The sequence below is a fragment of the Vibrio sp. SALL6 genome, assembly GCF_002002385.1.
Classification (GTDB): Bacteria; Pseudomonadota; Gammaproteobacteria; order Enterobacterales; family Vibrionaceae; genus Vibrio; species Vibrio parahaemolyticus.
The window spans coordinates 300,402-325,408 of sequence record NZ_MQVK01000008.1; the positions used below are offsets into that span (position 1 = coordinate 300,402).

Sequence of the window (25,007 nt, forward strand, 5' to 3'; positions counted from 1 at the left end):
ACGGTTTGATGATGGGATGATGAATATGAGATGTATGTAAAAATTTACAAACTGAATGTCTGCCATTTGTATCGTTTGTCGAGTATTTGACCTGCTTGCTCTTGTTGATTAGTTAATATTGCTATAGTGTACTAGTTAGCTAGTTCATTGATATTTTGTGTGAGTGGTATGACACAACAAACTTCTTCTCAGCCTCGCGAGCATTTTGGCTCTCGTCTCGGATTCATCTTAGCCGCCGCCGGCGCTGCGGTTGGTCTGGGTAATATTTGGGGCTTCCCAACACAAGCAGCAAGTAATGGTGGTGGAGCCTTCTTGCTGGTTTATTTAGTGATGATTCTTATCGTTGCTTTTCCTATGCTGGTGGTTGAAATGGCGATTGGTCGTCATGGTCAAGCCAACCCAGTAGACAGCATGCGTGCATTAACCAATCACCCGACTGGCAAAAAGCTTGGCGGTATTGTGGGCTGGATTGGTTTGAGTGTACCAAGTGCAGTCTTAGCGTTTTATTCCATTGTTGGCGGTTGGTTGATCTGCTTTTTGCTAGGTGCGGTTACCGACATCATGGGAATGGAAGCGGTGACTCAATGGTTAAAAGGTTTTAGTGTAGAGCGCAACTTGTTCGGTACGATTACATTTTATGTACTTACCATTTTGATCGTGCAAGGTGGCGTTAAACAAGGCATCGAGAAATGGTCAACACGTCTAATGCCTGCGTTGTTCGTGTTATTCGGTTTGTTGTTTGTTTACATCATGACGCAAAACGGCGCGATGGAAGGTCTGAAGCATTACTTGGTGCCTGATTTCGAGAAAGTATGGGACCGTAAACTAATTCTTGCTGCAATGGGGCAGGGCTTCTTCTCACTGACGATTGGTGGTTGTTCAATGCTGATCTACGGCTCTTACTTGAGCAAGAAAGAGAACCTTCCCAAGATGGCAATGAATGTGACCTTGGTCGATACGGCTGTTGCCTTTATTGCAGGGTTAGTGGTGATGCCAGCGATGTTTGTTGCGATGCAAAAAGGTGTCCAAATCTACGCTGAAGACGGTTCTCTACTGAGCTCAGACACCTTGGTATTTACCGTATTGCCACTGATGTTTGATAGCTTAGGTTTACTTGGCCAACTGTTCTCAATCGTGTTTTTCTTATTGCTGACGATTGCGGCGCTGACGTCTTCCATCTCAATGTTAGAGTGTCCTGTGGCGTTAGTGAGTGAACGTTTCAATACTAAGCGCAGTGCGACTAGCTGGGTGCTAGGTGGTCTTATTGCTCTGTTCAGCGTAGTGATTGTGTACAACTTTGGCGCGTTGTTTGGCATGGTTGCGACGGTTGCAACTCAGTATTTACAGCCAACGGCGGCACTACTGTTCTGCTTGTTTGGTGGTTGGGTATGGAATCGTAACTCTAAAATTAAAGAGCTTGAGCAGGGCTGTCCTGAATTCACACAAGGCTGGTTTGGTAAATTGTGGCCTGCGTATGTGAAGTTTGTGTGCCCTGTATTAGTTGCAACGGTGATCTGGGCTTCATTCGGTTAACAAGCAAAGATACAGCATAAACGAAAAGGGCTTGATGTATACATCAAGCCCTTTTTCATGAATTTCGTTGGGGGTTGCCGTCGTGATTAACGGAACTGACCTGCTTCGGGTAAGAAATCAAACCCTGCCGTAGCCAATTTTGCTTCAAGCGCCGCGCGGTCTATATCAAAAAAAGCAACCAGCTTATCCAGATCACCGCCGAAGTCGTCACGTAGCTTCATGTTGACGATGCTCATCAGCATGACTGGGTCCATCGATTCAAAGTTCGCTAAGTTCATTACTTGTCCTCAAAATCTGAAATCAGTAGGTTTGCAGCCGCAAACGCCGCTTTCTCACGTACTTCTTTTGGCAAAGATTCATCCGCCGCAACATCGTTTAGCGCTTTTACTGCACAAGAAATTGCTTGAGGGATGTAGGCTTGATCGCCGCTACCAATTTGAGCATAAAGCTCACGAACTAATTCACAACAGCCGTATACTTGCATGTTTTCTTTCCACTAAATGATAACTTATCTCAATATACACATAGCGGATTTGAAACTCAAAGCTGAGAGTTGTTTTGGCTCAAGTTGAAGTGCATCTTGGACAAGCTTTAATCACTGCATCTGCGCTTCTAATTGATACGTCACTTCAGGAGAAAGCTGAAGCTGCTTAGCCAGCTCTTGTAAGTAAGCTTTTTCCATGAAGTTTTGTTCATCGGCAACAATGAGTGACGCTAAATAGATCTCAGAAGCTTGCTGTGGTGTCGACGCTTGGCTTGCGATTTCTACTGGATCAAGTGGCTTATGCAACTCTTGCTGAACCAACTGACGAACGTGTTCATCTGCCCCCATTTCTGTAAGGGCTTGTTCAATTCGGGCCATTTCCACATCATCGACATGACCATCTGCTTTGGCTGCACCAATCATGGCTTTTAAAATTAATACGCTGTGTTTGCTATCTTGTGGATCGAAGGGTTCATGGACGCCTTGATCACTCTGATTAGCTTGCCAATCGTTATACACTTTGTAGGCAAGTGCACCGAGTGCTGCCGCTCCACCGACTTTAAGCGCGCCAGAACCCATTTTCTTCGCCATCTTTTTGCTTTTCTTTGAGCCCATAAGCATGCCAATCAATCCACCACCGATGGCTCCTGCGCCGAGAGTTTTGAACTGGCTAGAGCTGGATGATGATTTGATGTTTTGAGTTTGCTTACCCAGGGCGTCAGCACCTTGTTTGAGTAAATCAGAGTTGAGCGCTTGGTTTAGAAGACTTTTTAAATCCATAACTGACCTCCTGTAAATGTTGAGATCAGTGTACAAACAACAAGCTGAACCAAAGATTAACGAAATGAATAGTAAAGAAATTAGGGGCAGTGTCATTTCTGAGGACAATAGAAAAGGGTTGACCGAAGCCAACCCTTTTATTTAATCGAAACCTTTTAGGCGTTTATTTAAGTTGAGATTTAACGTGCTCAACAATATCCGCCATCGCTACTGGAGTTTTCTCGCCAGTACGACGGTTTTTGTATTCGAAGTTACCTTCATCCATGCTGCGATCGCCAATCACGATAGTGTGAGGGATACCGATCAACTCGATGTCAGAGAACATTACACCTGGGCGTTCTTTACGGTCATCAAATAGAACTTCGATGCCCATAGCAGTTAGTTCCGCGTATAGCTTCTCTGCTGCTTCTTTTACGCGCTCAGATTTGTGCATGTTCATTGGCACGATTGCTACTTGGAAAGGTGCAATTGCGTCTGGCCAAATGATTCCGTATTTGTCGTGGTTCTGTTCAATCGCAGAAGCAACAACACGCGATACACCGATGCCGTAACAACCCATCTCTAGGATTACGTTTTTACCGTCAGGGCCAAGAACGCTACAGTTCATTGCTTCTGAGTAAACGTTACCAAGTTGGAAGATATGACCAACTTCGATACCACGTTTCAGCATTAGCGTACCTTTACCACATGGGCTTGGATCGCCTTCTACTACGTTACGTAGATCTTCTACTTGACCCAGTTCAACGTCACGACCCCAGTTAATACCGAAGTAGTGTTTACCGTCGATGTTTGCGCCAGCGCCAAAGTCGCTCATGACTGCTACGCTGCGGTCAACGATGAATGGCAGTTCAAGGCCTACAGGGCCAAGAGAACCAGGGCCAGCACCGATCAGTTCACGAATTTCTTCTTCTGATGCCATCTCTAGTGGAGAAGCCACTTGAGGTAGGTTTTCTGCTTTCACTTCGTTTAGCTCGTGGTCACCACGAACGATCAACGCAATGATTGGTGCATCGATTTCGTCAGACGCCTTAACAAATAGCGTTTTAACGGTTTTCTCGATAGGTAGACCGTGTTGCTCAACCAACTCTGCGATTGTTTTCGCGTTTGGAGTATCAACTAGTGTCATTTCTTGAGTTGGTTCTGCGCGTTCTACCGCAGGCGCTAACGCTTCTGCTTTTTCGATGTTCGCTGCGTAATCAGACTCAGTAGAGAATGCAATTAGATCTTCGCCGCTGTCTGCAAGTACGTGGAACTCTTGAGAGCCGCTACCACCGATAGCGCCTGAGTCCGCAAGTACTGGACGGTACTCAAGACCCATACGGTCAAATGCTTTACAGTAAGCATCGTGCATTGCTTGGTAAGATTTCTCTAGACCTGCTTTGTCGATGTCGAAGCTGTATGCATCCATCATGCAGAATTCGCGTGCACGCATTACGCCGAAACGTGGACGACGTTCGTCACGGAATTTAGTTTGGATTTGGTACAGGTTTAGCGGAAGCTGTTTGTAAGAGCTCACTTCATTACGCACAAGGCTAGTGATCACTTCTTCAGCTGTTGGGCTAAGTACAAACGGACGAACATGACGGTCAGTAAAGCGAAGTAGCTCAGGACCCATCTTCTCGCTGCGGCCTGTCTCTTCCCATAGTTCAAACGGCTGAACAACGGGCATCAAAGTTTCGACTGCACCTGCATTGTCGATTTCTTGACGAACGATGTTTTCGACTTTACGCAGCACACGTAGACCAGTAGGCAGCCAGGTGTAAAGACCTGAAGCCAGCTTACGGATCATACCTGCACGTAGCATGAGCTGGTGGCTCACTACTTCTGCGTCGTTTGGAGTCTCCTTCAGAGTAGAAAGAAGATAATTACTGGTACGCATTAAATTTATCCGTTTATTAAAGTTAGTTACTCAAGCCAGAATGGACAGGAGTATGAAGGTCCCAAGAAGGGAAAATTGTTAGCCGTCTATAATATCAGCCAATTGGCTTTGTCAAAAGCTTTCAATCGCCGTAACTGTTATTAAGTTGCTATTCACGCTGAACTTAACGTTCAGATCGAACAAATTTACCGCATATTCCTTGGTATCCGGTTTGTTCTTCTTGTATGCAGGACGTGGATCCTGCGCCAGAACTTGTTCGATCACCGATTGTACATATTGAGTATCGGATCGCTTTGCTAGCATCGCCAATGCTTGAGACGAAAAGGTGACGTTCGATTTTTCAGGCTCCTCACCAGCGTAGCCGCCAATCGCTTCAGGAATGGCATCTGAGTAAGGAATATAAGGTTTGATGTCGACAATCGGTGTGCCATCGACCAAATCAACACTGCCAAGATCAATATATATTTGATCACCTTTCTTCGTGATGCCTTTCATTTCGACTGCCGACATTCCAATGCCATTTGGTCGAAAGGTAGAGCGTGAAGCAAACACGCCAATACGCTCATTGCCACCCAAACGAGGAGGCCGTACGGTTGGTTTCCATCCTGCCTCCAAATTTTGGTCAAACAGAAACAATAACCAGACGTGAGAGAACTGTTCTAATCCGCGCACCGCTTCTGGGCTATTTGCCTCGCCTAACAGTTTTACTCGCGCTTTAGCGGCTGGAATTAGGCGCGGTTGGCGAGGGACGGCAAACTTCTCTTTGTAAGGGGTTTCAATGATGCCAATCGGCTCAATCGAATACATAGCAAATTTCTTCAAGATTCATTTAAGTGAAAAAGTATCACAAATTTCTCTTGCATTTCTTATTGGGAATGATTATTAATTAAAATGTTATAACATAACAATTTAATTTGAAGGAAATTGAAATGAAACCAGGAATCCATCCTGACTATCGTCCAGTGGTGTTTCATGACACAAGTGTGGATGAATACTTTGTTGTCGGCTCAACATTGAAAACCGATCGCACCATTGAGTGGAAAGACGGAAAAACATACCCGTACTTCACATTGGATGTGTCGTCGTCTTCTCATCCGTTTTACACAGGTAAGCAACGCGTGGTTCAAGCGGAAGGGCGTATTGCTAACTTCAACCGTCGTTTTGGTCAATTTACTAGTGAGAAGGAATAAGTCATGAAAGTTGTGAAATCACTTAAAAGCGCGAAGAGCCGTCATCCTGACTGTCAGATAGTGAAAAGAAGAGGGCGCTTGTACGTTATTTGTAAGACAAATCCGAGGTTCAAAGCTGTACAAAAATAACAGTAGAAACGAACAACAAAGGGGTGTGTAGCGAAATTGAAGGTATTTTCGTCCATGACAACGGATGATTGCCTCAGCAGCTCTGAATCTACACGCCCACCTAATACTCGCCAAGTGCCAACGTTTATTCGCTCGTGCTTGGCATGGTTTTTACTGGCACGACTTCATCGTTATTCAAGTCAAAATTGAACGTTTGCCAGACTGCTCGGCTCTTTGAGCTTACACCACACACTATCTTTGCATTCGACTTTATATAGGGATTAGGCATTCCTGCATATCTAATGGTTATAGCTTTGTTTGATTTATAATGTTGGTTAATTTGTTTTATATGGATGAAATATCTACATTTATGCAAATAACTGGTTATAAATTTGCCATTGATTTACAATTTGTAACGTTTTTGGCTTTTAATTGACTCTTTACTCAAGTACCCTTCGCTCGCTTTGTGACATTTTTTTCACAATTGCACAGGAATAAAAACAAGGAGGGAACAGATGAGTTCATCTGCTTCAATTAAACAAAACTCACCTAAGAAGCCGTTGTTTACGCGCTTTTTGGATACTGTCGAATATTTGGGGAACCTGTTGCCCCACCCGATCACACTATTTGCCATTTTCTGTTTAGCCATTTTGGTGATGTCGGGTATAGCTGGTTACTTCGAAGTATCGGTTGTCGATCCTCGTCCTGAGGGAGCAAAAGGTCGTGCTGCAGACGGCATGATTCAAGTGGTCAGCTTACTTAACGCTGACGGTCTAGAGCTTATTGTTACCAATCTAGTGAAAAACTTTGTTGGTTTCGCACCGTTAGGCACGGTATTGGTTGCGATGCTTGGTGTTGCAATTGCGGAATACTCGGGCCTACTTTCAGCAGCAATGCGTGGCCTAGTAATGGGCGCGTCACAACGTATGGTGACGGTTACGGTTGTTTTTGCTGGTATCATTTCAAATACCGCTTCTGAGCTTGGCTACGTGGTTCTTATCCCACTTGCTGCAATGCTTTTCCATTCCCTTGGTCGTCATCCTCTTGCTGGTCTTGCGGCAGCATTTGCTGGTGTATCGGGCGGTTACTCAGCAAACCTTCTAATTGGTACGGTTGACCCACTGCTTTCAGGTATTACTGAGACAGCAGCTCAAATGATTGACCCGACTTACACTGTTGGACCAGAAGTAAACTGGTACTTCATGTTTGTGTCGACGTTCTTCATCGCGGGTATGGGTGCATTCGTTACAGAGAAAATCGTTGAGCCGAAACTTGGCAAGTACAACGAAGAAGAAGCGGCTGAAGATTTGTCTAACGACAAAATGGGCAACCTAACTGACCTTGAGAAGAAAGGTCTGAAAGTTGCTGGTCTTGCTGTGTTGGTTGTGTCTGCTTTGTTGGCCTGGACGATTGTTCCAGAAGACGGCATCCTACGTTCAGACGCTGGCACTGTTGCAGGATCCCCATTCCTGAAAAGTATCGTAGCTTTCATCTTCGTATTCTTTGCTATCCCTGGCTTTGTATACGGTAAAGTCGTTGGCACGATGAAAACCGACCGTGATGTTATCGATGCGATGTCTAAATCAATGTCTTCGATGGGCATGTACATCGTGTTGGTGTTCTTCGCTGCGCAGTTTGTTGCTTTCTTTAAGTGGACGAACTTTGGCCAAGTATTTGCCGTTGCAGGTGCTGACTTCCTGCAAAGTATCGGTCTGACTGGCCCTATGTTGTTCTTCGCATTCATTCTGATGTGTGGCTTCATTAACCTGATGATCGGTTCTGCATCGGCGCAGTGGGCCGTGACAGCTCCTATCTTCGTACCAATGCTAATGCTAGTGGGTTATGCTCCAGAAACCATTCAAGCGGCTTACCGTATCGGTGATTCAACCACGAACATCATCACACCGATGATGAGCTACTTTGGTTTGATTTTGGCGGTAGCGACTCGCTACATGAAGAATCTAGGTATCGGTACGCTGATCGCGACCATGCTGCCTTACTCAATCTGCTTTATCGTAGGTTGGAGCCTGCTGTTCTACCTATGGGTATTCGTATTTGGTCTACCAGTCGGCCCGGGCGCTGCAACGTATTACACACCGTAATACTTAGGGCACCTCACATAGCTCCAAAAAAAGCCTGCGATATTCGCAGGCTTTTTTGCATGTTTTAAGTACGAACTCTGTTGAGTCTTATTTCATCGATGGATCATTTCAATGCTTGAATGAAAGCCCTTTATCGCTTCGCGAGGATTCTATCCAGATGGTTTGCAAACTCTCGGCGTTCGGTTTGCGAAAGTGCCGCAGGCCCGCCAGTTTGAATACCGCTTGAGCGCATGGTTTCCATAAAGTCACGAATATTAAGACGCGCTTTGATGGTGTCTTTGGTGTAAAGCTCGCCACGAGAGCTCAACGCTAGAGCGCCTTTAGTGATGACTTCATCGGCAAGTGGGATATCGGATGTGATGACCAAATCATTTGGCTCCACACGACGAACAATTTCGTTGTCAGCAATATCAAAACCTGCAGGGACTTGAAGTGAGTGAATGTTGGCTCTTTTTGGCACTGGTACAACGTGATTAGCGACAAAGGTGCACTCTACACCGGTTCGTTCTGCGGCACGCACGATGGTCTCACGGATCACTTTAGGACAAGCGTCTGCATCTACCCATAACTTCATTCTTATTTCTCACCCAGTTTTGCTTCTAGCTCTTCAATACGAGCGGTTAATTTTGCGACTGTGTTTTCAAGTGCCGTTAGGCGATCTTCTTCTTTCGATAGTGGCGCAGTGACTTCTACTTTTGGGACATGATTCGCGCTCTTCCAGCTTTTGATAACAGTAATGAGTGCAGGCATTGGGACTGGTGTCTTCATACGTGCTTTCACTAGTGCAACCGTTGGCTCTTTCCCTTCTCGTTGCAGCTGCTCCATCACAGCTTCCAGCTCTTTCGTGACGTCTTGAGTTAACATTTTCAATCCTTAATAACGATATAGTTGTCATCATACTTTGAGAGGTGGGATTTAGCGAATAGCAATTTCGGTAGTGGGTTGTGAGAGATCTCTTACATAGCGTGTAAGAGAAAACGATTTCGTCATCAGTTTTACAGAAGGGATTCAATGTAAGCTTTTGATAATTAATGGTTTAACATTTTATTAACCGTTACGAATAAAAAAAATTGTTTTAGGGTAGATTGTGAAAGCTAAGGAAAAGCGTAAATTTAACCTTGTCAGCAGGAAGCAGACACGGAACAGGAAAGCACCAAGGATTTGGTTATCGTCAGGAAGACGATTTGGTTAATCAGGATGATTGATCAAGCATGGAGCGCAGGACATTGTAAGGAAACAATCATCAATAGGATGTTGATGACTAAGGATAGACAATGGACCCCTCATAGGATTGAGGTTATGGACAGCATCAGGAAGATGCAAGGGACACCGCTCAAGGAACAAGTGATGTGCGCTAACGGGGAATGTTAGCTATCAGGATGATAAGGACACCGCTAGGACGGCGACGTAAGGACTGAGCTGACGGAATCAGCCACTATTATGGATGATGCATGGAGCACTATTTAGTAGCCGGACTGCTGCGAGTAAGACCATGACCCCGATACATTCGTGTCGGGGTCTTTCTTATTTTCGATGGTAAAACCGTCAATATCACAAAATTTATAAAATCCTAATAACACTTAATAAAAAACAATCCAGATCAATATCCTTTCCAATCAGTTGGTTTAACTTTCGGCTTCTCTACAAGGCGTTATCTCCCGCAGTCACTTGGCAGGCTCAGCTTCGCTTAGCTTGTGATATGCGGATTAATTAAGTTTGCTGTAATCAAGGAACAGATGTGGCCATAGTAACCAGAAGAATGCTTCTTCTACCCTACAATGAGTCGTTGCAACTAGAATTCGTTATGCTTAATTGCTGCGCGAAAAACCGTGCCGAAATGAATGGTCCTCATACAGTAGCCTCTGCCAAACAATTGTTTGAGAAAATACTGGATGACGAAAATATTTATAGTATGGCGGTACTTGAGAGTACGAGCCGTGACTATATGGGGCATGTATTCATTTCCCATCTCGATTCCGAACCCGAGTTAGGTTTTATTTTTGATAAGGCGTATTGGGGTAAAGGGCTAGCGACAGAAGCGCTAAAAGCGTTTTTCCCTAAAGCGTGCCGCGAATTGGAACTACATAAGGTGAAAGCGAATGTAAACAGCAATCACCAAGCATCAATGGCGGTATTGGAAAAACTGGGATTTGTTAAAACAAGAGAAAGTAAGGACTTATTCGGCCCTTACTTTGAAATGGAATTTACAAGCGATGTGGCGGTAGGTGAAAGCTCTGCGGCCTGAATCCAACCATTGTCAATTGGCCTTGATAGCAGTCATCGCCAAGAGATGAAAACTCAAATTGATACACTGTATGCCAACGCCAGACTCCGTCTGGCGTTTTCAGTTTGTGTGCTCCAAAAGCGATGCTAACGAGCTGAAGATCTAATTGCTCGCATTTTCGTGAGATGGCAACTTTGGCTAACTCAGATTGACGTCGTTGTTGCCAAAATAGAAAACAGAAAAAGCACAGTCCAAGTATTGCCAGTAGATCTCCTATCATCCTTAATCCTTTCTTATCCCTTTGTGGCTTGCTGCAATTTGATGAGTGCAGTGGCTAGCTCTTCCGATGGGCTAGAGTGCAGCAAAGGTAGCAATACCATTCTTAGTTCTGGCAGCATAACTAAATCGGCAAATAATTGATTGAACAGGGTTTGATTGCCTGTTTGTGCGAGTCGCAGCAAAAATTGTTCAGCGATTTTTGCATCAGAAAGAAGATGCCATGCTCGTCCCGCAATACCGATCAGTACTTCTTGGTGACTTAAACGAGGGCTTTGCAAAATCGCTTCTAGTACTGGCAAAGAGATTTCAGTTGGAGCGCCTGCTAACGCTCGAGTTAATGCCGATAGCAAGAACAAATCTGGTTCTGTGCTGTGAATCTCTTGCTGCGCTTTTTCTGCGATACGCTGCGCTAGTCGTTCTTGTAAGTCGACATGCTCAAGAGTACCAAGCAGTGCGTATAGAGGCTCGTTAGGTAAATGATTGAGAGCTTTACGCAGAGTGACCGCATTTTGCTCTTTACCAAGGCGTGCGGCGATATCGGTGATTCCTTGCAGGCCAACCGTCTGCCAGTTTTCCCAGCCTAGGCCGCCTGTGAAGTAGTGCTGTGTATGTTCGTAATATTGGCTGGTGGGTAGACCCAAATTTGCTCGAACTTGGCTGTGGAATACCGCCATTTTGTCTTCAGAAGGTTTGAACGTGTATGGATTATTGGAGAGTTTTTGTTGTTGCTCTTCAGACATCTCTTCGCTTAGACGAGTGCCCATGGCTTCAACTACGTATTTAATGAAGTTGCCAATATCAGATTGCTTGAGTAAGCCGCGCTCATCCAGTTCAAACTTTAAAAACCAAATCCAAGGTTGTTTTTGTTCATTCCAATAAGCAATCGCTAAATGTGCTTTACGCTGCATTGGGTATGGGTAAGGGCACTGACCTTTTTCAACATCGGCGAACAATTGTGAATCGATCGTTTTGATGCGTCGGCCAAGGTCGAAGATTTGATATTCACAATGACTGTTTTTCAGTAACTGGGTGAGGGTTTGAATGTTTTCCATTAAATACGACGTCCTAACGTTCTTTTGACAAGAAATGGTATCATTCTCGGCTAATTCAAGGTTCGAGATGTAAAAGTTAATGACTACAAGCACAAAACTGGTGGAATTACTGTACCAACTTGAAGCACAACTTCAAAAGCACGAGCTATGGCAACAAACCATGCCGTCGCCAGAAGCGTTGCAAAGTGTGGAGCCTTTCGCGATAGATACGCTTGATCCACATGAATGGTTGCAGTGGATTTTTATTGCTCGAATGCACGCTTTAGTAGAAAGTAGCCAACCTTTGCCAAGAGGTTTCTCTATTGAACCTTATTTTGCAGAAGCGTGGAAGCAAGAGCCGCAGTACGCAGAGCTTTTGAACACGATTCGAACTATCGACGAACTATGTAAGTAACTTCAATGTCAGAACAAGAAACATCACAAACCGTGGCTCCAGTAGAGTTGGAGATTGTTTATCAAGATGAGTATTTTGTTGCGGTGAACAAGCCCGCCGGCATGTTGGTTCATCGCAGTTGGCTAGATAAACACGAAACTCAGTTTGTCATGCAGACTCTGCGAGACCAAATTGGTCAGCATGTCTTTCCGTTGCATCGCTTGGATCGTCCGACTTCTGGCGTTTTGGTGTTTGCGCTCTCCAGTGAAGTGGCTTCTCAAGTGATGCCTATGTTTGCTGAGCACAAAATGGAGAAGACCTATCACGCGATTGTCCGTGGTTGGATTGAGGAAGAGGGCGTTTTAGATTACGCGTTAAAAGTCGAATTAGACAAAATTGCAGATAAGTTCGCCTCACAAGAAAAAGAAGCTCAAGAGGCCGTAACCGCTTACAAACCACTGGCGAAAGTGGAAGTGCCTTATTCGACGGGCAAGTTCCCAACAACGCGCTACTGTTTGATGGAAATGAAGCCCAAGACTGGTCGCAAGCACCAATTGCGTCGTCACATGGCCCACCTACGTCACCCAATTGTGGGGGACACATCGCACGGTGATGGTAAACACAACAAATTGTTCCGTAACGAATTTGATTCACACCGCTTGCTGTTACATGCTTCGGAGCTGCGTTTTGTGCATCCGTTTACAAATGAAGAGCTGGTGATGAAAGCGAGTATCGACGATACGTGGCAGCAATTGTTTACTCGATTTGAGTGGGACGAAGAGCTCGTTAAGTAAAGAGGCTGTGCTCTCGCGAAGAGAAATAGAAAAGGGTTGGCATGTTTACCAACCCTTTTTGTTGTTTACCGATTCTTAAAGGCTATTTGAGTTTTTCTAGATCCGCTTCGATCTCGGCGATCTTGCTAGAAACGACTTTTTCTAAATGGCGAAGATCAGAAAGAATCTTTTGTTTTACATCCAATTCAGACACTTTCGCTGGTTTTGTGATCTTGTTGAGTTCGTCGATAACCAAAGTAAGGTTACGGTTGATTTCCGTTACTTCCTTGTATTTATGACTACCGCTATCAACTAAGACATTTTTTACTTGGCGTGGGTATTTGAATTTGACGCTTTTGGCAAAGAACTCGCCTTTTTGCTTATGGAAGTAGATTTTGAGCACGTCTTTATGTGCTTCTTGACGTAGGGAATAACGTTCAATCTGCTTGGGATCATGAATACCCAAACCAGTGAGGTGGGGATACATAGGCTACCTCTATTACATCTAATTGATATTGATATAACTGTAGCAGCCTATGTATGAGCTAGATAGCTGATATTTAGCCAAATTGCTCAACTTGTGGACAAGATCGCCCTCACTCTGAACCGGATGTTTTGGCAGTTTCGAATTAGGCAGTGACGGCGTCAGATAACTTCTCGATCAGTTTGTCTCTCAATTCATTTTGCTGTTCTTCGCTGAGTCTACCGCCAGCTTCGCTAGTGAGAATAAATAAGTCCTCTGCTCGTTCGCCGATGGTCGTGATCTTTGCGCCGTGGAGGTTGATATTTAAATCGGCAAAAGTACGTCCGACTTTGGCTAGTAGTCCCGGAGTATCAAGTGCTACAAACTCCATCAAGGTGTGTTTCTTCCCTTTTGTTGGTAAGAAATCGACTTTGGTTTTCACATTGAAGTGTTGAAGTTTATTTGGGGTGCGGCGCGTTTTAATCTTCGTCGGACGACCCGCTTCCAGTACGTGAGTGAGGTGTTTAATCACGGCTGCATGTCGAGATTCGTCAATGGCTTCTCCATGTTGATCGAGCACCATGAAGGTATCAATCACGTGGCCGTCTTTGCTGGTCATGATTTGGGCGTCATGAACGTTAAAGTTACGACGGTCGAGCTCCGCCACCACGGTAGCAAACAACGCTGGTTGATCTTTGGTGTAAACGAACACTTCTGTTCCACCGCGCGTAGCCTTTTTGCTGATAAGTACCAGCGGCTTGTTTGGATCATCCATACGCAGCAAATGCGCACAATGCCAAGCGATTTGAGTGTGAGTATGGCGCAAGAAATAGTCGGCTTTGAATCGTTGCCACAACACTTCGATTTGGCGCGCAGAAAACCCTTCTTTGCGCAGCAATGCGGAAGCCATCTGTTGGTTATGGCGAATACGCTCACGCACATCAACCGGATTTTCTAATCCGCGACGCAGTGCGCGTTGCGTTGAGTAGAAGAGCTCGGCAAGCAGCGTGCGTTTCCAAGCATTCCACAACTCTGGATTGGTTGCGCAAATATCCGCAACCGTGAGACACACTAAATACTCAAGAGATTCTTCGTCACGAACTTGTTTCGCAAACTCTGTAATGACGTCAGGATCGTAAATATCGCGTCGTTGTGCGGTGACTGACATGAGAAGGTGATGCCTCACCAGCCAGCCCACTAACTTAGCTTCTGGCTTCGACAGCCCGTGTTCAATACAGAAATCGTACGCTTCACCTTCACCAATCACTGAGTGATCACCACCGCGACCTTTACCAATATCATGGAAGATTGCTGCGATGATCAGCAGTTCTTTCTTTTGCATGCGAGGGTATATGTCGCAACAAATCGGATGCTTCGCGTGGTTGTCTGGATTGTTAAAGGTATTGATGTGTTTGAGTAGGCGAATGCTGTGCTCGTCGACCGTGTAAGCGTGGAACAGGTCGAACTGCATCTGACCAACAATCTGGCTCCATTGCGGTAAATATGCGGCCATGACCCCAAGTCTATGCATCAAACTGAACGCTTTATGAAGTGCATTTGGGTGTCGACATAACGCTAAGAATTTTTCACGAGCCGCTGGAATCGTGTGCAAAAATTTGTTTAAGCGGCGACGTGCAGTACGCAGTTGGCGCAGGGTTGGAGGGCTTACCCCCTCAATGGTTGAGTCGTTCGCGATATGCAAAAACATATCAAGAATAGTTTCAGGTCTGGCTTGGAATAGCGCGGGTTTTCTGGCTTCGATTAACGATCCACGGCGTTGAAAATCTGCATCCAAAATTTCTGCGTTTTCAGTCGCGCCACCATTGATGATGGCTTGATCAAACAGTTTGAGCAGCATTTTGTTTAATTCTGCGACGCGACGAAGTGTGCGATAAAACTCTTTCATCATCATCTCGACGCCGCGATTGCCTTCACCAACATAACCGAGGTTTTCGGCCACTTGTGCTTGATGTGCGAAGGTCAAACGGTTGTCGTATCGGCGAAGTTCAATGTGCAGTGCAAAGCGGATACGCCACAAGAAGTCCTGACACTCCACCAGTTCGCGGTATTCCGCATCGGTGAGAAAGCCGTAACGGCTCATCTCTAGCAGAGATGTGGCGCCAAAGTGACGACGCGCTACCCAGCTCAAAGTGTGAATATCGCGAAGACCTCCTGGGGTCGATTTGATATCGGGCTCTAAGTTATAGGTCGTATCGTGGTAGCGAGCATGACGTTCGCGTTGTTCTTGGATTTTTGCGCGGTAGAAGGTTTCGCTCGGCCAGAAAGAGTCGGATAGCACGACCTTTTTTAGAGCTTGGAATGTGTCTTCGCTGCCACAAAGCAGACGTGCTTCTTGTAGGTTAGTGGCAACCGTTAGATCGTCACGACCGATTTGTGCACATTCATTGACAGTGCGAACCGCATGGCCAACTTCCAGTTTTAAGTCCCATAGTAAGGTAATAAATTCGCTGATTTTCGCTTCTAACGCAGTCGGCAGTTTGTTGTTAGAAAGAACGAGAATGTCTATGTCGGACAACGGATGCAGTTCACCGCGACCATATCCGCCCACGGCCACTAATGAGATGTTGTAAATGTCATTAAAACCGAAGTATTGCCATAAACGCGTCAGCAACAAGTCCATGTACTCTGCGCGAGCCAATACTAAGCTGGTCACAGGGTGATGATTAAGAAACTCTTGTTTTTGGGTTGAGCTGAATTTTTCTAACTCTTGTTTTAGTTCGCCGATATTGATTTGTTCGTCGGAAAACGTAAGAGGGGACTGAAGTGGCATATTTGCTATCCGTGCAAGCTAAAAGTAAAGATCTACAAACCTTTCTAATTTAACAAATCTCGCGGAGATAAAAAATATCCCCGCATGAGCGGGGATATTGAAGTCATTCTTGGTTACGCATTTTTCATTAGGCGAGGAATCGTATCATCACTGCGTAGCGTTAATACTTCACAACCATCTTTGGTTACCACGATAGTGTGTTCCCATTGCGCTGAGTTTTTACCGTCACCTGTGTATACAGTCCAGTCGTCTTGTGCGTCAACAGTACAACCGAATTTACCTGCGTTGATCATTGGTTCAATAGTGAAACACATGCCTTCTTTAAGTACGCGGCGGTCTTTGTTCTTGTAGTGAACCACTTGTGGTTCTTCGTGGAACTCATCACCTATACCGTGACCACAGAAGTCTTTAACAATAGAGAACTTATTGCGAGGGTTGTTCTTATTGTTTTCTTTGATGTATTTCTCGATAGCTGTACCGATATCACCAACAGTTGAACCTGGTTTAACGGTACGCATACCGACATAAAGTGCTTCTTGAGCAACCATGCATAGACGTTTGTTGGCTGGTGAAACATCACCGACTAGGAACATTTTAGATGTGTCACCGTGGTAGCCTTGAGGGCGTACACTTAGGTCTGCATTCTCATCGTTCGGGATGATCACAGTGATATCAACGTTAAGAATGTCGCCATCTTTTAGTACCGCCGGCTTCATTTGGCCGTTGCTACCAATCTCGTCTTTTTCAGCAGGAATACCGTGACAAACAATATGGTTGATAGACGTACAAATCGACTTAGGGAAACCATGGTAATCAAGCGGTGCAGAGTATGCGCCTTTTTCTAGAGCGTATTCATGACAGATTTTGTTCAGTTCGTCTGTCGTAACTCCCACCTGAATATGTGGTTCGATCATTTCTAGAATTTCTGCGGCCAGCTTGCCCGCAATGCGCATGCGTTCGATTTCTTCAGCAGTTTTAATCTTGATTGACATTGGCTTTCTCTACTTATTCGTAAGCACGTAAACGTGCGAATGGCCGCATTCTATCAGACATCTGGCGGTTAACCCAAGCCAGTTAAGAATATGAGTCATTCTTACTTGAAGTGTAGTAATAGAATCTGGCCGAGAGTAGGGTAGCATTCCTGCTAATGTGACAAGTATAAGAAACAATTTTTACTAGCCATCTTGAGCTAAAATATGATATAAAGCGCGCCGGAATAGAGGACTGTTCTCTTCGCTCTGCAAAAGCTAAGCGGCGAAGCAAGCTTCATCCGATTAACCTTTTTATCTTTAAATCACACACATTCCGTCACATGTTCCGGGGTGCTGAGCAGAAGCTTGGTCGGAATTATGGGGGATGTGGAGGCCTAACCCCATAGAGGATTTTAAAATGGCAACTGTATCAATGCGCGATATGCTGAAAGCTGGTGTTCACTTCGGTCACCAAACTCGTTACTGGAACCCAAAAATGAAGCCATTCATCTTTGGTGCTCGTAACCGCGTTCACATCATCAACCTAGAAAAAACTGTACCAATGTTCAACGAAGCTCTAGCTGAACTAGCTAAAGTTGGCGAGAAAAAAGGTAAAGTTCTATTCGTAGGTACTAAGCGCGCTGCATCTGAAGCTGTTAAAGAAGCTGCAATCGCTAGCAACCAGTTCTACGTGAACAACCGCTGGTTGGGCGGTATGCTAACGAACTACAAAACTGTTCGTCAGTCAATCAAGCGTCTAAAAGAACTTGAGATTCAATCTCAAGACGGTACTTTCGACAAACTAACTAAGAAAGAAGCTCTAATGCGCACTCGTGAAATGGAGAAGCTAGAGAAATCTCTTGGTGGTATCAAAGACATGGGCGGCCTACCAGACGCTCTATTCGTAATCGACGCTGATCACGAACACATTGCAATCAAAGAAGCTAACAACCTAGGTATTCCAGTATACGCTGTGGTAGATACTAACTCTAACCCAGACGGCGTTGACTACATCATCCCAGGTAACGACGACGCGATCCGCGCAGTTCAACTATACCTAAACGCTGCTGCATCTGCAGTAACTGAAGGTCGCAACAAAGACGTTGCAGTAGTTGCTGAAAAAGACGGCTTCGTAGAAGCTGAATAATAGCGGCTCTGTGTCACACTTAGTTTATGTGAAACCTTGTTGTAGCATAGACTGAGTTATAGTTAGCATCGGGGGCCGACAATGTAGGCCCCTGTTTTTTACCTTATTTCGAATCAAACGAGGAATAGAGAATGGCAACTGTAACTGCTGCTCTAGTTAAAGAACTTCGCGAGCGCACTGGCGCTGGCATGATGGAATGTAAGAAAGCGCTTGTAGAAGCAAACGCTGACATCGAACTAGCAATTGAAAACATGCGTAAATCTGGCGCAGCGAAAGCAGCTAAGAAAGCTGGTAACGTTGCAGCTGAAGGTGCGATCATCATCAAAGAAGAAAACGGTTCAGCTGTTCTTCTTGAAGTTAACTGCCAAACTGACTTCGTTGCTAAAGACGGTAACTTCACTGCGTTTGCACAAGAAGTTGCAGCTGCAGCGCTAGCTTCAAAAGCTACAGTTGAAGAACTACAAGCGCAATTCGAAGAAGCTCGCGTTGCTCTAGTTGCTAAAATCGGCGAGAACATCAACATCCGTCGCGTACAATACGTTGAAGGTACTGCAATCGCTTCTTACCGTCACGGTGAGAAAATCGGTGTAGTTGTTGCTGGTGAAGGCGACGCTGAAACTCTTAAGCACGTAGCAATGCACGTTGCTGCTTCTAAGCCAGAGTACGTAAACCCAGAAGATGTACCAGCTGACGTAGTTGCTAAAGAGAAAGAAGTTCAAGTTGAAATCGCTATGAACGAAGGCAAGCCAGCTGAGATCGCTGAGAAGATGGTTGTTGGCCGCATGAAGAAATTCACAGGCGAAATCTCTCTAACTGGTCAAGCATTCATCATGGAACCTAAGAAAACTGTAGGTGAAATGCTGAAAGAAAAAGGTGCTTCAGTTGCTACATTCGTTCGCCTAGAAGTTGGTGAAGGTATCGAGAAAGCAGAAGGCCTAAGCTTCGCTGAAGAAGTTGCACTAGCTCAAAAAGGTTAATCCTTAGAGACTTGTGTAAAGATTAGACCGTGGCCTTGGCTGCGGTCTTTTTATGAGCAGTAGACGATTAGCCGTGATGAATAACCATAAGCAAGCTTGTGATTATTCATGACTGTTAATCAACAACTCTCTTTGGAAGGTAAACTCCATGACTACGAACCCTAAACCAGCGTATCAACGTATTCTATTAAAACTGAGTGGTGAAGCTCTTCAAGGTGAAGACGGTTTTGGTATTGATCCTGCGATCCTTGATCGTATGGCACAAGAAGTTAAAGAACTTGTTGAACTGGGTGTTCAGGTTGGTGTAGTTATCGGTGGCGGTAACCTGTTCCGTGGCGCTGGTCTTGCAGAAGCTGGTATGAACCGTGTAGTGGGTGACCACATGGGTATGCTTGCTACAGTAATGAACGGCCTTGCGATGCGTGACGCTCTTCACCGTGCATACGTAAATGCGCGCGTAATGTCTGCAATTCCTCTTAAAGGCGTATGTGATGACTACAATTGGGCTGATGCAATTCGCGAACTTCGTCAAGGCCGCGTTGTAATCTTCTCAGCAGGTACTGGTAACCCATTCTTCACAACAGACTCTGCTGCGTGTCTACGTGGTATCGAAATCGAAGCTGACGTAGTTCTAAAAGCAACGAAAGTTGATGGCGTATTTACTGCTGACCCAGTAGCAAACCCAGACGCAGAGCTGTATGATAAGCTATCTTACGCAGAAGTTCTGGATAAAGAGCTTAAAGTAATGGATTTGGCTGCGTTCACACTTGCTCGTGACCACAAAATGCCTATCCGCGTATTTAACATGAACAAGCCAGGCGCACTACGTCGCGTGGTGATGGGCGAAGCAGAAGGCACGCTGATCAACTCTAACGCATAATTCTAATACGCCATCCAAACAACGTTGGATGGCGTTTCGCTTTGCTCAACCCTTTTAAGCTTTCTTCAGGAAAGATGACATTTTTAAGGTGAAACCGTGATTAACGAAATCAAAAAAGACGCGCAAGAGCGCATGGACAAAAGCGTTGAAGCGCTAAAGAACAACCTTTCTAAAGTTCGTACTGGTCGTGCACACCCAAGCCTACTATCTGGTATCTCTGTTGAGTACTACGGTGCTGCTACTCCTCTTAATCAAGTAGCGAACGTTGTAGCTGAAGACGCACGTACACTAGCAATCACAGTTTTCGACAAAGAACTAACTCAAAAAGTTGAAAAAGCGATCATGATGTCTGACCTTGGTCTAAACCCAATGTCTGCTGGTACTATCATTCGCGTTCCACTTCCACCGCTAACAGAAGAGCGTCGTAAAGACCTAGTTAAGATCGTTCGTGGTGAAGCTGAAGGTGGTCGTGTTGCAGTACGTAACATCCGTCGTGACGCAAACAACGATCTAAAAGCGCTTCTAAAAGATAAAGAAATCTCTGAAGACGAAGATCGTAAAGCACAAGAAGAGATCCAAAAGCTGACTGACGTAGCAGTTAAGAAGATCGACGAAGTTCTTGCTGCAAAAGAAAAAGAGTTGATGGAAGTTTAATACTCCCACCTACATCACTGTTGGAAAACGCTGTGCTCACAGTGCAGCGTTTTTTTGTGTTAATCTATCCAACTGATGGAACTCAATTAACTCCCTATGCAAAATTCTCAAGCCTTCTCTGACTCCCTCCCTAAGCATATTGCCATCATAATGGACGGTAATGGTCGCTGGGCTAAGTCCAAAGGAAAACCTCGCGTATTTGGCCATAAAAAAGGCGTTAATGCCGTTCGTAAGACCGTTGCTGCGGCTTCCAAACTTGGCATTAAAGCGATGACATTATTTGCTTTTAGTAGTGAAAACTGGCGTCGTCCGGAGGAAGAAGTTGGTCTTTTGATGGAACTGTTCATCACAGTCCTGTCTAGTGAAGTAAAAAAGCTACATAAAAACAACTTACAGTTACGTGTTATTGGTGACACAAGCCGCTTTAGTGAGCGCCTACAAAAGAAAATTGTAGAAGCGGAAAATCTAACGGCAAGCAACACTGGTATGGTGATTAACATTGCGGCCAATTATGGTGGTAAATGGGACATCACAGAAGCGGCTAAAGCACTAGCGCTTAAAGCTCGTAACGGTGAAATTCGTGTAGAGGATATTAATGAGCAGTTAATCACTGAGCATTTGACCATGGCAGACCTACCAGAGGTGGATCTTTTGATCCGTACTAGTGGCGAATGCCGCATCAGCAACTTCATGCTGTGGCAAATGGCTTATGCTGAAATGTACTTTACGCCAGAGTTTTGGCCAGAGTTTGACGAAGACAGCTTAGTTGAAGCTGTGACGTGGTTTATTAACCGTGAGCGTCGTTTTGGCTGTACTGGTGAACAAGTAAAGGCATTGATGACGGCTCAATAAGGACTAATTAGTTTGAAACAGAGAATAATAACAGCACTAATTTTAGCTCCCCTGGTTATTTTAGGTATTTTTAAGTTACCCCTAATGGGCTTTATTATCGCGTTGACGGCGATAACTCTGTTAGGTTTTTGGGAGTGGACACAATTTACAGAAAGCAATTCTCGCATTGCTGCACTGATTCCGGCAGCCGTTGTTACCGGACTTAGTTTTCTCTTTATCTCACCTGACGCACATAGCTTAAACCATTTAAGTACACCTCATTATGTTGTGTTAGGGCTTGGTTTTGTGTGGTGGATTATTGCGAGCTTGATGGCAATTACTTACCCGAAAACCACAAAATCTTGGCAAGGCAATCTTGTTTTACGACATGTTTTTGGTTTTCTGACATTACTCCCTTTTCTTTGGAGTGTAATCATTCTAAGAGCCTCAGACATTTCGGTAGATCCATACCACGGTGCAAAGCTCGTAATGTACGTTTGCTTCTTGGTATGGGCTGCAGACAGCGGTGCTTACTTCGCTGGTAAAAGTTTAGGCAAGCGCAAGATGGCACCACATGTTAGCCCAAACAAAACGATTGAAGGTCTTATTGGCGGTATCATCGCGGCACTGATTGTTGGCTGGTTGTTCGCCGATTGGTTCAATATCCAGTTCACGAGCCCAATTCATATGATCATCATTACGTTGATCACGGTCGTGATTTCTGTATTAGGTGATTTAGTCGAAAGCATGTTTAAGCGTGTTTCTGGCATCAAAGACAGCAGTAACATCATTCCAGGCCACGGTGGCGTATTAGATCGCATCGATAGCCTGACTGCTGCATTTCCAGTCTTTGCTCTTCTATACTACGTATTCTAATTTATCGGGAGCGGCTTCATCGCTCCTGAATTTTTCTAACGGTCTTACATCATGCAAAAGTTAACGATTCTTGGTGCAACAGGCTCAATAGGTGCAAGCACCTTAAAAGTGGTTGAACAAAACCCAGAGCTGTTTTCTGTGGTCGCACTGGCGGCTGGCACTAACGTTGAAAAGATGGTGGCACTTTGTCGCCAATGGCAGCCTAAATTCGCGGTAATGGCGGATAAGGCTGCGGCTGTTGCTCTGCAATCAGAAATCCACACCATTTCACCAAATACAGAAGTGTTAGGTGGTGTTGATGCACTTTGTCATGTGGCTTCATTAGAAGAAGTAGATAGCGTAATGGCCGCCATCGTTGGTGCAGCGGGTTTGTTGCCAACCATGGCGGCCGTTAAAGCGGGCAAGCGCGTATTGCTGGCGAATAAAGAAGCGCTTGTCATGTCTGGGCAGTTGTTTATTGATGCCGTTGAACAATACGGGGCAGAGTTGCTGCCAGTAGACAGTGAACATAATGCTATTTTCCAGTGCCTACCACAGCAAGTTCAAACCAATCTTGGCCGCTGTAACTTAGATGAGCATGGCATTTCTAGTATTCTGTTAACCGGATCTGGCGGTCCATTCCGTTACGCTGACATTGCCGATCTCGACAGCGTAACGCCAGCACAGGCAATCGCGCACCCTAACTGGTCTATGGGGCCAAAGATTTCGGTCGATTCTGCGACTATGATGAATAAAGGTCTTGAGTACATTGAAGCAAAATGGCTATTCAATGCGGCTCGTGACCAGTTAAAAGTGATTATTCACCCGCAATCCGTGATCCATTCAATGGTTCAGTATCGTGATGGTTCGGTACTGGCGCAAATGGGAGAGCCAGATATGGCAACACCAATTGCGCTGACAATGTCTTATCCTTCTCGTGTTGATGCCGGTGTAAAACCGCTAGACTTTACTCAAGTAGGTGAATTGACATTCTTGCAACCAGACTTTGCTCGTTATCCTTGTTTGAAGCTTGCGATTGACGCGTGTTACGAAGGGCAACATGCGACTACTGCTCTAAATGCAGCCAATGAAGTTGCTGTTGATGCGTTTCTAAATAATCGCCTTGGTTTTACAGACATAGCTCGCATCAATGAATTGGTTTTGCATAAAATCACCGCAAGCTGCAAACCTGAGAATGCGAATAGCTTGGAAAGCTTGCTAGAGCTAGATAGAATGTCTCGAACTATCGCCCTAGAAATTATACGCGAGCGTAGCTAATGACTGGTATTTTGTGGAATCTTGTTTCTTTTATCGTTGCACTGGGCATTCTCGTTGCCGTGCATGAGTTTGGGCACTTTTGGGTTGCTCGTCGTTGTGGCGTGAAGGTTGAAAGATTTTCCATCGGTTTTGGTAAGTCTATTTGGCGAAAAGTTGGTCAAGATGGAACCGAATACACTATCTCAATGATTCCTCTTGGTGGATACGTCAAAATGGTAGATAGCCGTGTTGACGATGTGCCAGAAAGTGAAAAACATTTAGCCTTTGATCAAAAGCCGCTTTGGAAACGAACGTCTATTGTTGCAGCTGGCCCTATCTTTAATTTCTTATTTGCTATTTTTGCTTATTGGTTGGTTTTCCTGATTGGTGTACCAGCGGTAAAACCCGTAATTGGTGAAGTTACGCCCAATTCGATTGTTGCTGAGGCAGGAATTGAATCTGGAATGGAACTAAAAGCAGTATCAGGCATCAAAACTCCGGATTGGGAATCAGTTAATATGGGATTAATTTCTCATATTGGTGATGACGCTATGACGCTAACACTGACGTCAGACTCAGAAGTTGGCGCTGAAGTGACGAAAACGCTGGACCTTCGTGACTGGAAATTTGATCCAGAAACCGAATCTGCGATGCATTCACTTGGTTTTGCTCCATATACACCAGAAATCTATCGCGTTATTAAGCAAGTTTCTGAAGACGGTGCAGCCGCGAAAGCAGGTGTGCTTCCAGAAGATGAAATCATCGCGATTGGTGGTGAGCCTATCAATGACTGGAAACAAGTCGTAGATGCTGTACGCTCAAATCCAAATACTCCAATCGAGTTGACGGTATTACGCCGAGGCATTGAGCAATCACTAACATTAACACCAGACAGTCGTGAGCTGGCTAACAAACAAGTGGTTGGCTTCGCAGGTATCGCACCTGAAGTCGCAGAATGGCCAGAAAGTTATCGCTTCGAGCTGCAGTTTGGTGTATTCGAATCAATTGGTAAAGCGGTTGATAAGACAGGCCAAGTGATTGGTTTGACCGTCAGCATGTTGAAAAAACTGATTGTTGGTGATGTTGGTCTTAACAATCTGAGCGGCCCAATTTCGATTGCAAAAGGTGCGGGTGCGACGGCGGACTACGGTCTAGTTTACTTTTTAGGTTTTCTCGCTCTAATTAGTGTTAACCTAGGTATTATTAACCTCGTTCCGTTACCTATGTTGGATGGTGGTCATTTATTGTTCTTCGCAATTGAAGCCGTTATCCGACGCCCAGTCCCAGAAAAAGTACAGGAAATGGGCTTTAGAATTGGTGGTGCAATCATCTTCTCGCTCATGGCGTTAGCGCTATTTAATGATTTTACTCGTCTGTGATAGTTCAGAGACAAAAGCAGTAGCA

General features: G+C 45.0%; 27 protein-coding genes. 15 read left to right on the top strand and 12 right to left on the bottom strand.

The window, feature by feature from the left end:
• Positions 1–168 precede the first annotated feature (168 nt).
• Positions 169–1,533 carry a sodium-dependent transporter gene (locus BIW15_RS05690; RefSeq protein WP_021447683.1) on the top strand — a complete coding sequence of 455 codons (1,365 nt, stop codon included), beginning with the start codon at positions 169–171 and terminating at the stop codon, positions 1,531–1,533.
• A gap of 86 nt (positions 1,534–1,619) precedes the next feature.
• Here BIW15_RS05690 and BIW15_RS05695 read toward each other — a convergent pair whose 3' ends face one another.
• The 5 genes from BIW15_RS05695 to tsaA form a co-directional block, all read right to left on the bottom strand.
• Complete coding sequence (locus BIW15_RS05695) at positions 1,620–1,811, bottom strand: DUF4250 domain-containing protein (RefSeq protein ID WP_005456636.1); 192 nt, start codon at positions 1,809–1,811, stop codon at positions 1,620–1,622.
• Positions 1,811–2,017: a YaeP family protein gene (locus tag BIW15_RS05700; protein WP_005391765.1), complete on the bottom strand. Its 207-nt coding sequence runs from the start codon at positions 2,015–2,017 to the stop codon at positions 1,811–1,813. Before BIW15_RS05700 ends, BIW15_RS05695 begins: the two co-directional genes overlap by 1 nt.
• A gap of 111 nt (positions 2,018–2,128) precedes the next feature.
• Positions 2,129–2,797, bottom strand: a complete 669-nt coding sequence (locus tag BIW15_RS05705) for a tellurite resistance TerB family protein (RefSeq protein WP_021449937.1) — start codon at positions 2,795–2,797, stop codon at positions 2,129–2,131.
• A 163-nt stretch (positions 2,798–2,960) separates the two neighbouring features.
• Complete coding sequence (locus BIW15_RS05710; protein ID WP_005479053.1) at positions 2,961–4,676, bottom strand: proline--tRNA ligase; 1,716 nt, start codon at positions 4,674–4,676, stop codon at positions 2,961–2,963.
• Positions 4,677–4,787: 111 nt separating this feature from the next.
• The gene (gene tsaA / locus BIW15_RS05715) at positions 4,788–5,483 is read right to left on the bottom strand and encodes a tRNA (N6-threonylcarbamoyladenosine(37)-N6)-methyltransferase TrmO (RefSeq protein WP_005456640.1); all 696 of its coding nucleotides are present in this window, start codon (positions 5,481–5,483) and stop codon (positions 4,788–4,790) included.
• Between the two features lie 122 nt (positions 5,484–5,605).
• On the opposite strand from tsaA, the gene BIW15_RS05720 reads away from it, so the two are divergent.
• The 3 genes from BIW15_RS05720 (at position 5,606) to BIW15_RS05735 (ending at position 8,076) form a co-directional block, all read left to right on the top strand.
• Positions 5,606–5,866 carry a type B 50S ribosomal protein L31 gene (locus BIW15_RS05720; RefSeq protein WP_005479047.1) on the top strand — a complete coding sequence of 87 codons (261 nt, stop codon included), beginning with the start codon at positions 5,606–5,608 and terminating at the stop codon, positions 5,864–5,866.
• Positions 5,867–5,869: 3 nt separating this feature from the next.
• The gene (ykgO, locus tag BIW15_RS05725) at positions 5,870–5,995 is read left to right on the top strand and encodes a type B 50S ribosomal protein L36 (RefSeq protein ID WP_005380299.1); all 126 of its coding nucleotides are present in this window, start codon (positions 5,870–5,872) and stop codon (positions 5,993–5,995) included.
• 494 nt (positions 5,996–6,489) lie between these two features.
• The gene (locus BIW15_RS05735; RefSeq protein WP_005484923.1) at positions 6,490–8,076 is read left to right on the top strand and encodes an AbgT family transporter; all 1,587 of its coding nucleotides are present in this window, start codon (positions 6,490–6,492) and stop codon (positions 8,074–8,076) included.
• Positions 8,077–8,206: 130 nt separating this feature from the next.
• On the opposite strand, the gene BIW15_RS05740 is transcribed toward BIW15_RS05735, so the two are convergent.
• Both BIW15_RS05740 and BIW15_RS05745 read right to left on the bottom strand, forming a co-directional pair.
• Positions 8,207–8,650 (bottom strand): YaiI/YqxD family protein, encoded by a 444-nt coding sequence (locus BIW15_RS05740; protein ID WP_005456606.1) that lies wholly within the window; start codon positions 8,648–8,650, stop codon positions 8,207–8,209.
• A 2-nt stretch (positions 8,651–8,652) separates the two neighbouring features.
• Complete coding sequence (locus BIW15_RS05745; protein WP_015297146.1) at positions 8,653–8,940, bottom strand: hypothetical protein; 288 nt, start codon at positions 8,938–8,940, stop codon at positions 8,653–8,655.
• An 895-nt stretch (positions 8,941–9,835) separates the two neighbouring features.
• Between BIW15_RS05745 and BIW15_RS05750 the strand changes: the two genes are divergently transcribed.
• On the top strand, positions 9,836–10,321 hold the full coding sequence (locus BIW15_RS05750; protein WP_021452994.1) for a GNAT family N-acetyltransferase: 486 nt from the start codon (positions 9,836–9,838) through the stop codon (positions 10,319–10,321).
• Here BIW15_RS05750 and BIW15_RS05755 read toward each other — a convergent pair.
• On the bottom strand, positions 10,281–10,580 hold the full coding sequence (locus BIW15_RS05755) for a DUF3301 domain-containing protein (RefSeq protein ID WP_005494258.1): 300 nt from the start codon (positions 10,578–10,580) through the stop codon (positions 10,281–10,283). The two genes, BIW15_RS05750 and BIW15_RS05755, sit on opposite strands and share 41 nt — an antisense overlap.
• 13 nt (positions 10,581–10,593) lie before the next feature.
• Positions 10,594–11,631: a DUF3549 family protein gene (locus BIW15_RS05760; RefSeq protein WP_029842165.1), complete on the bottom strand. Its 1,038-nt coding sequence runs from the start codon at positions 11,629–11,631 to the stop codon at positions 10,594–10,596.
• Between the two features lie 79 nt (positions 11,632–11,710).
• On the opposite strand from BIW15_RS05760, the gene BIW15_RS05765 reads away from it, so the two are divergent.
• Both BIW15_RS05765 and truC read left to right on the top strand, forming a co-directional pair.
• Positions 11,711–12,025 (top strand): YqcC family protein, encoded by a 315-nt coding sequence (locus BIW15_RS05765; RefSeq protein WP_023584124.1) that lies wholly within the window; start codon positions 11,711–11,713, stop codon positions 12,023–12,025.
• A 5-nt stretch (positions 12,026–12,030) separates the two neighbouring features.
• Positions 12,031–12,798, top strand: coding sequence for a tRNA pseudouridine(65) synthase TruC (gene truC, locus BIW15_RS05770; protein WP_005456757.1), 768 nt, complete (start codon positions 12,031–12,033; stop codon positions 12,796–12,798).
• Between the two features lie 82 nt (positions 12,799–12,880).
• On the opposite strand, the gene BIW15_RS05775 is transcribed toward truC, so the two are convergent.
• The 3 genes from BIW15_RS05775 to map all read right to left on the bottom strand — a co-directional run bounded on the left by BIW15_RS05775 (position 12,881) and on the right by map (position 17,023).
• Positions 12,881–13,264: a DUF3461 family protein gene (locus BIW15_RS05775; RefSeq protein WP_005456756.1), complete on the bottom strand. Its 384-nt coding sequence runs from the start codon at positions 13,262–13,264 to the stop codon at positions 12,881–12,883.
• Positions 13,265–13,406: 142 nt separating this feature from the next.
• Complete coding sequence (gene glnD, locus BIW15_RS05780; RefSeq protein ID WP_077280675.1) at positions 13,407–16,031, bottom strand: bifunctional uridylyltransferase/uridylyl-removing protein GlnD; 2,625 nt, start codon at positions 16,029–16,031, stop codon at positions 13,407–13,409.
• 113 nt (positions 16,032–16,144) lie between these two features.
• Positions 16,145–17,023, bottom strand: coding sequence for a type I methionyl aminopeptidase (map, locus tag BIW15_RS05785; protein WP_005456732.1), 879 nt, complete (start codon positions 17,021–17,023; stop codon positions 16,145–16,147).
• Positions 17,024–17,420: 397 nt separating this feature from the next.
• Between map and rpsB the strand changes: the two genes are divergently transcribed.
• From rpsB to rseP, 8 genes are all read left to right on the top strand, one after another.
• A complete protein-coding gene (gene rpsB, locus BIW15_RS05790; RefSeq protein WP_005456727.1) occupies positions 17,421–18,149 on the top strand; it encodes a 30S ribosomal protein S2 in 729 nt (242 codons plus the stop codon).
• A gap of 131 nt (positions 18,150–18,280) precedes the next feature.
• Positions 18,281–19,126, top strand: a complete 846-nt coding sequence (gene tsf / locus BIW15_RS05795; RefSeq protein WP_005456729.1) for a translation elongation factor Ts — start codon at positions 18,281–18,283, stop codon at positions 19,124–19,126.
• Between the two features lie 148 nt (positions 19,127–19,274).
• Positions 19,275–20,006: a UMP kinase gene (pyrH, locus tag BIW15_RS05800; RefSeq protein WP_077280676.1), complete on the top strand. Its 732-nt coding sequence runs from the start codon at positions 19,275–19,277 to the stop codon at positions 20,004–20,006.
• A gap of 96 nt (positions 20,007–20,102) precedes the next feature.
• Positions 20,103–20,660 carry a ribosome recycling factor gene (gene frr, locus BIW15_RS05805; protein WP_005456723.1) on the top strand — a complete coding sequence of 186 codons (558 nt, stop codon included), beginning with the start codon at positions 20,103–20,105 and terminating at the stop codon, positions 20,658–20,660.
• A gap of 96 nt (positions 20,661–20,756) precedes the next feature.
• Positions 20,757–21,512 carry an isoprenyl transferase gene (locus BIW15_RS05810; protein WP_005480970.1) on the top strand — a complete coding sequence of 252 codons (756 nt, stop codon included), beginning with the start codon at positions 20,757–20,759 and terminating at the stop codon, positions 21,510–21,512.
• Positions 21,513–21,524: 12 nt separating this feature from the next.
• Positions 21,525–22,367, top strand: coding sequence for a phosphatidate cytidylyltransferase (locus BIW15_RS05815; RefSeq protein WP_005480977.1), 843 nt, complete (start codon positions 21,525–21,527; stop codon positions 22,365–22,367).
• A 51-nt stretch (positions 22,368–22,418) separates the two neighbouring features.
• Positions 22,419–23,624 carry a 1-deoxy-D-xylulose-5-phosphate reductoisomerase gene (gene ispC, locus BIW15_RS05820; RefSeq protein WP_005456710.1) on the top strand — a complete coding sequence of 402 codons (1,206 nt, stop codon included), beginning with the start codon at positions 22,419–22,421 and terminating at the stop codon, positions 23,622–23,624.
• The gene (gene rseP, locus BIW15_RS05825) at positions 23,624–24,982 is read left to right on the top strand and encodes a sigma E protease regulator RseP (protein WP_005456697.1); all 1,359 of its coding nucleotides are present in this window, start codon (positions 23,624–23,626) and stop codon (positions 24,980–24,982) included. The genes ispC and rseP overlap by 1 nt, the downstream gene beginning before the upstream one ends.
• The last annotated feature ends 25 nt before the right edge of the window (positions 24,983–25,007 follow it).

Bases quoted from the DNA above. Each gene is read 5' to 3' on its own strand.
- BIW15_RS05760 (WP_029842165.1), bottom strand. From the start codon at position 11,631: ATGGAAAACATTCAAACCCTCACCCAGTTACTGAAAAACAGTCATTGT.
- BIW15_RS05705 (WP_021449937.1), bottom strand. From the start codon at position 2,797: ATGGATTTAAAAAGTCTTCTAAACCAAGCGCTCAACTCTGATTTACTC.
- truC (WP_005456757.1), top strand. From the start codon at position 12,031: ATGTCAGAACAAGAAACATCACAAACCGTGGCTCCAGTAGAGTTGGAG.
- glnD (WP_077280675.1), bottom strand. From the start codon at position 16,031: ATGCCACTTCAGTCCCCTCTTACGTTTTCCGACGAACAAATCAATATC.
- BIW15_RS05710 (WP_005479053.1), bottom strand. From the start codon at position 4,676: ATGCGTACCAGTAATTATCTTCTTTCTACTCTGAAGGAGACTCCAAAC.
- ykgO (WP_005380299.1), top strand. From the start codon at position 5,870: ATGAAAGTTGTGAAATCACTTAAAAGCGCGAAGAGCCGTCATCCTGAC.
- BIW15_RS05755 (WP_005494258.1), bottom strand. From the start codon at position 10,580: ATGATAGGAGATCTACTGGCAATACTTGGACTGTGCTTTTTCTGTTTT.
- BIW15_RS05810 (WP_005480970.1), top strand. From the start codon at position 20,757: ATGCAAAATTCTCAAGCCTTCTCTGACTCCCTCCCTAAGCATATTGCC.
- BIW15_RS05750 (WP_021452994.1), top strand. From the start codon at position 9,836: ATGCTTCTTCTACCCTACAATGAGTCGTTGCAACTAGAATTCGTTATG.
- BIW15_RS05700 (WP_005391765.1), bottom strand. From the start codon at position 2,017: ATGCAAGTATACGGCTGTTGTGAATTAGTTCGTGAGCTTTATGCTCAA.
- BIW15_RS05690 (WP_021447683.1), top strand. From the start codon at position 169: ATGACACAACAAACTTCTTCTCAGCCTCGCGAGCATTTTGGCTCTCGT.
- BIW15_RS05740 (WP_005456606.1), bottom strand. From the start codon at position 8,650: ATGAAGTTATGGGTAGATGCAGACGCTTGTCCTAAAGTGATCCGTGAG.
- map (WP_005456732.1), bottom strand. From the start codon at position 17,023: ATGTCAATCAAGATTAAAACTGCTGAAGAAATCGAACGCATGCGCATT.
- tsf (WP_005456729.1), top strand. From the start codon at position 18,281: ATGGCAACTGTAACTGCTGCTCTAGTTAAAGAACTTCGCGAGCGCACT.
- rseP (WP_005456697.1), top strand. From the start codon at position 23,624: ATGACTGGTATTTTGTGGAATCTTGTTTCTTTTATCGTTGCACTGGGC.
- rpsB (WP_005456727.1), top strand. From the start codon at position 17,421: ATGGCAACTGTATCAATGCGCGATATGCTGAAAGCTGGTGTTCACTTC.
- pyrH (WP_077280676.1), top strand. From the start codon at position 19,275: ATGACTACGAACCCTAAACCAGCGTATCAACGTATTCTATTAAAACTG.
- BIW15_RS05775 (WP_005456756.1), bottom strand. From the start codon at position 13,264: ATGTATCCCCACCTCACTGGTTTGGGTATTCATGATCCCAAGCAGATT.
- BIW15_RS05745 (WP_015297146.1), bottom strand. From the start codon at position 8,940: ATGTTAACTCAAGACGTCACGAAAGAGCTGGAAGCTGTGATGGAGCAG.
- ispC (WP_005456710.1), top strand. From the start codon at position 22,419: ATGCAAAAGTTAACGATTCTTGGTGCAACAGGCTCAATAGGTGCAAGC.
- BIW15_RS05765 (WP_023584124.1), top strand. From the start codon at position 11,711: ATGACTACAAGCACAAAACTGGTGGAATTACTGTACCAACTTGAAGCA.
- BIW15_RS05735 (WP_005484923.1), top strand. From the start codon at position 6,490: ATGAGTTCATCTGCTTCAATTAAACAAAACTCACCTAAGAAGCCGTTG.
- BIW15_RS05695 (WP_005456636.1), bottom strand. From the start codon at position 1,811: ATGAACTTAGCGAACTTTGAATCGATGGACCCAGTCATGCTGATGAGC.
- tsaA (WP_005456640.1), bottom strand. From the start codon at position 5,483: ATGTATTCGATTGAGCCGATTGGCATCATTGAAACCCCTTACAAAGAG.
- BIW15_RS05720 (WP_005479047.1), top strand. From the start codon at position 5,606: ATGAAACCAGGAATCCATCCTGACTATCGTCCAGTGGTGTTTCATGAC.